Below are 5,565 nucleotides of genomic sequence, written 5' to 3'. Positions count from 1 at the left end.
ACCATTATCCACCGCCATTTTGGCCTCGTGCACATTTGTGCAAATCTCATTTTTTGCCGCTTGATCTGATATAACCTCATCAATAAGGCGTTTCAAAAGAATTTTTCACTATTTATCTGTAAAAAATGTGGGGTTAATTATGCACATTTGATTTTGTGCATGTTGCAGCTAAGCACAGATGTGCATCGATATTTAATTTATTGATATTTATGTATATTTATGGAGGTTCCAACAGGAACTATCGTTGTGGAATTTTGTGTAGAAAAGTGTGTCGGATCACAATTAATTTCATCATTATGGCGAATCGCTGTTTTTCCTGAGTCTGAGTCGGAGTATATTCCGCGGTTTACAGGAGAATTTATGCTGCCCGACTCATCAGTCCGTTTAAATAAATACATCAGCGAAAGCGGAATTTGCTCACGCCGCGAAGCGGATCGCTATATCGAGCAAGGCAATGTGTTCCTTAATGGCAAGCGTGCCACCATTGGCGATCAGGTAAATCCCGGCGACGTTGTAAAAGTAAACGGTCAGTTGATTGAGCCACGGGAAGCCGAAGATTTGGTGCTTATCGCCCTGAACAAGCCTGTGGGCATTGTCAGCACCACCGAAGATGGTGAGCGCGACAACATTGTCGATTTCGTCAACCATAGCAAACGCGTGTTCCCGATTGGTCGTCTGGATAAAGATTCTCAGGGGCTGATTTTCCTCACTAACCACGGCGATCTGGTCAATAAGATCCTGCGTGCCGGAAACGATCATGAAAAAGAGTATCTGGTGACGGTGGATAAACCGGTGACAGATGAGTTTGTCACCGGCATGGCGGCAGGTGTACCGATCCTCGGTACGGTAACTAAAAAGTGCAAAGTAAAAAAAGAAGCGCCGTTTGTCTTTCGCATTACGCTGGTACAGGGGTTGAATCGGCAGATCCGTCGCATGTGCGAATACTTTGGCTATGAAGTGAAAAAGCTGGAACGTACACGCATTATGAACGTCAGCTTAAGCGGTATTCCGTTGGGGGAGTGGCGCGATTTAACTGACGACGAACTCATCGAGCTCTTTAAGCTCATTGAAAATTCATCTTCCGGGACGAAGCCCAAAGCAAAGGCTAAACCGAAAACGACAGGTATCAAGCGCCCGGTGGTGAAGATGGAAAAAACGGCGGAAAAAGGTAGTCGCCCGGCGTCAAATGGTAAACGTTTCACCTCGCCGGGGCGTAAAAAGAAAGGGCGTTAATTAGCGTCTGCCACGCGTCGACGTATTTGCTGACCAGCTAAATGACGCCTCGGGATCTGGTTTATAAGCCTGCTTTTTCTTCAACTGGCGGGCTTTTTTCGCTTCCGCTTCTCGTTCAACCATCAGCTTATCAATGTACTCTTTTTTAATGCTGTTGGTTTCCGAGTTGGTCAACACGCGACCATGCGCAATACGCGCCCGATCCAGTAGCGTCTTCAGTTCGCGTTGTTCGCGCTCAGTCATCTCTTTTTGGGTAATGCGGGGGAGTGCCATGATGGTGCCCTCAGTTAGCCAGAGAGGTCAGTGTACGGGAATACGGAACAGGCGGATAGCGCTCGATCTGCAATACACAAAAGATAAGGTTAATTAGTGAGTTAATCTTGCCGCTACACATCGTTGTTGAATATCGCTAAGGCCATAGAAAATAGTCCAGCCATGTTGTGTTTAAAAGAACTGGAAACGTTAGAAGCCACAACATTTCTTCGGTGTAAGAGGAAAGCGGCTGGAGTGTAGGGGGAGATGTCAGGGCCCGGAGCGAGTATTGATGGTGGCAGTGACAGAGAAACAAAGACGGCCCGGGAGGTATCATCCGGGCCGTACTGCTTTTACTCAAACAAATTGCTATGTAACTTCTGCACAACCTGCTCTGCATCAGCGCCAGGCACCAGGAAGCACAAGTTATGGCTGGAAGCGCCGTAGCAGATCATGCGGATGTTGAACGGTTCCAGCACGCCGAACACTTCTTTGCCGACGCCGCAGGCTTTTAACAGGTTATTACCAATCAGCGCCACCAGTGCAAGGCCTTCTTCCACTTCTACCCGGCACAATGCCGAAAGTTCTATCAGCAGGGATTGCGTCAGTAATGTGTCGCCGGTGGAGGTCGAGCCGGTGGTGTCGAGAGTTAACGCAACGCTCACTTCGGAGGTCGTGATGAGATCCACCGAAATATTATGCCGCGCGAGGATGCCGAAAACCTCTGCGAGAAAACCACGGGAATGCAGCATATTCAGGCTATGCAAAGTTAATAGCGTTTGTTTACGGCGCAGGGCCAGTGCACGGAACAGTGGCGGATTTTCGGTTTTATTGCATACCAGAGTACCACCAGCGCGAGGATCTTTGCTGGAGCCGACAAACACCGGAATATCACTGCGTACGGCGGGTAGTAATGTCGCTGGATGCAGCACTTTCGCGCCAAAGGTCGCCATTTCGGCGGCTTCTGAAAAGGCGATTTCATCAATGCGTCTGGCCTCTGGCACCACGCGTGGATCGGTAGTGTAAATGCCGGGGACATCAGTCCAGATGTCGACGCGAGCAGCGTTGAGCGCTTCTGCTAATAGCGCTGCTGTGTAATCACTACCGCCGCGCCCCAGTGTCGTAGTGCGACCTTTACTTTCGCTACCGATAAATCCCTGGGTGATCACTAAGCCTTCGTTGAGACGTGGGATAAGTTGTTGCGTTGCAAGTTCTGCCAGCGCGGCAACATCTGGCTCCGCACGACCAAAACGATCGTTGGTACGCATCACTTTACGCACATCAAACCACTGCGCCTGAACTTCGCGTTCACGCAGGATTTCAACAAATAGTAGCGTGGACATTAATTCGCCGTGGCTGACCAGCTCATCCGTTAGCGCCGGAGACGTTGCCAGCGCCGCGGCTTCTGCCAGAACAGTAATATTCTCCAGCAGACGTTCAATCTCTTCTCGAATGACATTCGGGTAACGCAGACGTTCCAGAATGGCGAACTGAATATTACGAATGGCATCGAGTTTTTCGAATCGCTCGGCAGGCTCCAACCCTTCAGCCAACTCGACCAGAAGATTGGTGATTCCGGCAGACGCCGAGAGGACGACTAAACGCACATTGGTATCAGAAAGCACAATGTCAGCGCTACGGTTCATAGCGTCAAAATCAGCTACGCTAGTACCGCCAAATTTGGAAACAATAATTTCAGACATAACTACCTCGTGTCAGGGGATCCATTTTCAGCCTTGGCACAAGGGAAGAGCGGAAGACGGGTGGGCGCAGAGCGATAAACGCTACTATTTTCACCCAGAAGTGCTCCACCACTTGCGAAACGCCCGACTGCGAACGTTTCTGGTGACAGCCCAGGGGATTCAGCTCCTGTAGCCGATGATGAACGTAACCAGCCGTTCAATCACCTTGGCGATGCTCCCCCTCAGGTGTTATCACAGGACTGGTTCCTCCAACACCGTTACCTGGGCAACGCACCTCTTCTGGCTATTACCTTTGCTTTTCGCGCAACCGCGTCACTGGCGTCATTCACTTGCCGCTTTGCTGTGGCGCAAAATGTTTTGGTAATACAAACCTGCGCAAGCGCAGGCTGTACAGTTATAAATAAAGGGTGAGCGTGGCGGTTGTCAACGATGGGGTCATGCGGATTTTTCATTCACTTCTGGCGGTCAGTAGTTGAGCTAATAAAAGCTTCACCGCGCTAAGGGTTTACACTCAACATAACGCTAACGGCACTAAAACAATCACATTTTTCTGAGACTGGCGCTACAATCTTCCACAGTCACAATTCTCAAATCAGAAGAGTATTGCTAATGAAAAACATTAATCCGACGCAGACCGCTGCCTGGCAGGCACTACAGAAACACTTCGATGAAATGAAAGACGTTACGATCGCCGATCTTTTTGCTAAAGACGGCGATCGTTTTTCTAAGTTCTCCGCAACTTTCGACGATCAGATGCTGGTGGATTATTCCAAAAACCGCATTACTGAAGAGACGCTGGCGAAATTACAAGATCTGGCGAAAGAGTGCGATCTGACGGGCGCGATTAAGTCGATGTTCTCTGGTGAGAAGATCAACCGCACCGAAAACCGCGCTGTGCTGCACGTCGCGTTGCGTAACCGTAGCAATACTCCGATTCTGGTTGATGGCAAAGATGTGATGCCGGAAGTCAACGCCGTGCTCGAGAAGATGAAAACCTTCTCGGAAGCGATTATTTCTGGTGAGTGGAAAGGCTATACCGGCAAAGCAATCACTGACGTGGTGAACATCGGTATCGGCGGTTCTGACCTTGGTCCGTACATGGTGACTGAAGCGCTGCGCCCGTACAAAAATCACCTGAACATGCACTTTGTTTCTAATGTCGATGGGACTCACATCGCGGAAGTGTTGAAAAAAGTAAACCCGGAAACGACTCTGTTCCTGGTAGCCTCTAAAACTTTCACCACTCAGGAAACCATGACCAACGCCCACAGCGCGCGTGATTGGTTCCTGAAAGCCGCAGGTGATGAGAAACACGTTGCGAAACACTTTGCGGCGCTCTCCACCAATGCGAAAGCCGTCGGCGAGTTTGGTATTGATACTGCCAACATGTTCGAGTTCTGGGACTGGGTCGGTGGTCGCTACTCTCTGTGGTCTGCGATTGGCCTGTCGATTGTTCTCTCCATTGGTTTTGATAACTTTATTGAACTGCTTTCCGGCGCACACGCCATGGACAAGCACTTCTCCACCACGTCGGCGGAGAAGAACCTGCCTGTACTGCTGGCGCTGATCGGCATCTGGTACAACAATTTCTTTGGTGCGGAAACTGAAGCGATTCTGCCGTATGACCAGTATATGCACCGTTTCGCGGCGTACTTCCAGCAGGGCAATATGGAGTCCAACGGTAAGTACGTTGACCGTAACGGTAATGTAGTGGATTACCAGACTGGTCCGATTATCTGGGGTGAGCCAGGTACTAACGGTCAGCACGCGTTCTATCAGCTGATCCACCAGGGAACCAAAATGGTGCCGTGCGATTTCATCGCCCCGGCTATCACTCATAACCCACTCTCTGACCACCACCAGAAACTGCTGTCTAACTTCTTTGCTCAGACTGAAGCACTGGCGTTTGGTAAATCCCGCGAAGTGGTTGAGCAGGAATATCGCGATCAGGGTAAAGATCCGGCAACGCTTGACTACGTGGTGCCGTTCAAAGTGTTCGAAGGCAACCGTCCAACCAACTCTATTCTGCTGCGCGAAATCACTCCGTTCAGCCTCGGTGCGTTGATTGCGCTGTATGAGCACAAAATCTTTACTCAGGGCGTTATCCTGAATATCTTCACCTTCGACCAGTGGGGCGTTGAGCTGGGTAAACAACTGGCTAATCGTATTCTGCCGGAGCTGAAAGATGATAAAGCCATCAGCAGCCACGACAGCTCGACTAATGGCTTGATTAACCGTTATAAAGCCTGGCGCGGTTAATTAAATAACCTTCTGTAAAAATGCCGACGTTATGTCGGCATTTTTTTATTTAAATTTTCTTGTCGATAAATAAAAAATAATGAGTTCTGGCAATAGCTTTTACGGGCAGATTTAGGTG

4 protein-coding genes and 1 riboswitch are annotated in these 5,565 nt (G+C 49.5%); of the genes, 2 read left to right on the top strand and 2 right to left on the bottom strand.

The window, feature by feature from the left end; all coding sequences use genetic code 11:
* The first annotated feature begins 360 nt into the window (after nt 1-360).
* Nucleotides 361-1,233: a 23S rRNA pseudouridine(2604) synthase RluF gene (rluF, locus tag EA14781_RS21585; RefSeq protein ID WP_000936390.1), complete on the top strand. Its 873-nt coding sequence runs from the start codon at nt 361-363 to the stop codon at nt 1,231-1,233.
* On the opposite strand, the gene EA14781_RS21580 is transcribed toward rluF, so the two are convergent.
* Both EA14781_RS21580 and lysC read right to left on the bottom strand, forming a co-directional pair.
* On the bottom strand, nt 1,234-1,506 hold the full coding sequence (locus EA14781_RS21580; protein WP_001207638.1) for a YjbD family protein: 273 nt from the start codon (nt 1,504-1,506) through the stop codon (nt 1,234-1,236).
* 332 nt (nt 1,507-1,838) lie between these two features.
* A complete protein-coding gene (gene lysC, locus EA14781_RS21575) occupies nt 1,839-3,188 on the bottom strand; it encodes a lysine-sensitive aspartokinase 3 (RefSeq protein ID WP_001289612.1) in 1,350 nt (449 codons plus the stop codon).
* Nucleotides 3,189-3,278: 90 nt separating this feature from the next.
* Nucleotides 3,279-3,475, bottom strand: a riboswitch (Lysine riboswitch).
* A 322-nt stretch (nt 3,476-3,797) separates the two neighbouring features.
* Here lysC and pgi point away from each other — a divergent pair.
* Nucleotides 3,798-5,447 carry a glucose-6-phosphate isomerase gene (gene pgi, locus EA14781_RS21570; RefSeq protein ID WP_000790003.1) on the top strand — a complete coding sequence of 550 codons (1,650 nt, stop codon included), beginning with the start codon at nt 3,798-3,800 and terminating at the stop codon, nt 5,445-5,447.
* The last annotated feature ends 118 nt before the right edge of the window (nt 5,448-5,565 follow it).

This window comes from Escherichia albertii NBRC 107761 = DSM 17582 (genome assembly GCF_000759775.1).
GTDB classification, from domain to species: Bacteria; Pseudomonadota; Gammaproteobacteria; order Enterobacterales; family Enterobacteriaceae; genus Escherichia; species Escherichia albertii.
Note: the sequence above shows the minus strand (reverse complement) of the source record. Positions and strands in the feature narration are given on the sequence as shown.

Coding starts and splice junctions, on each gene's coding strand:
- rluF (WP_000936390.1), top strand. CDS start 361: ATGCTGCCCGACTCATCAGTCCGTTTAAATAAATACATCAGCGAAAGC.
- EA14781_RS21580 (WP_001207638.1), bottom strand. CDS start 1,506: ATGGCACTCCCCCGCATTACCCAAAAAGAGATGACTGAGCGCGAACAA.
- lysC (WP_001289612.1), bottom strand. CDS start 3,188: ATGTCTGAAATTATTGTTTCCAAATTTGGCGGTACTAGCGTAGCTGAT.
- pgi (WP_000790003.1), top strand. CDS start 3,798: ATGAAAAACATTAATCCGACGCAGACCGCTGCCTGGCAGGCACTACAG.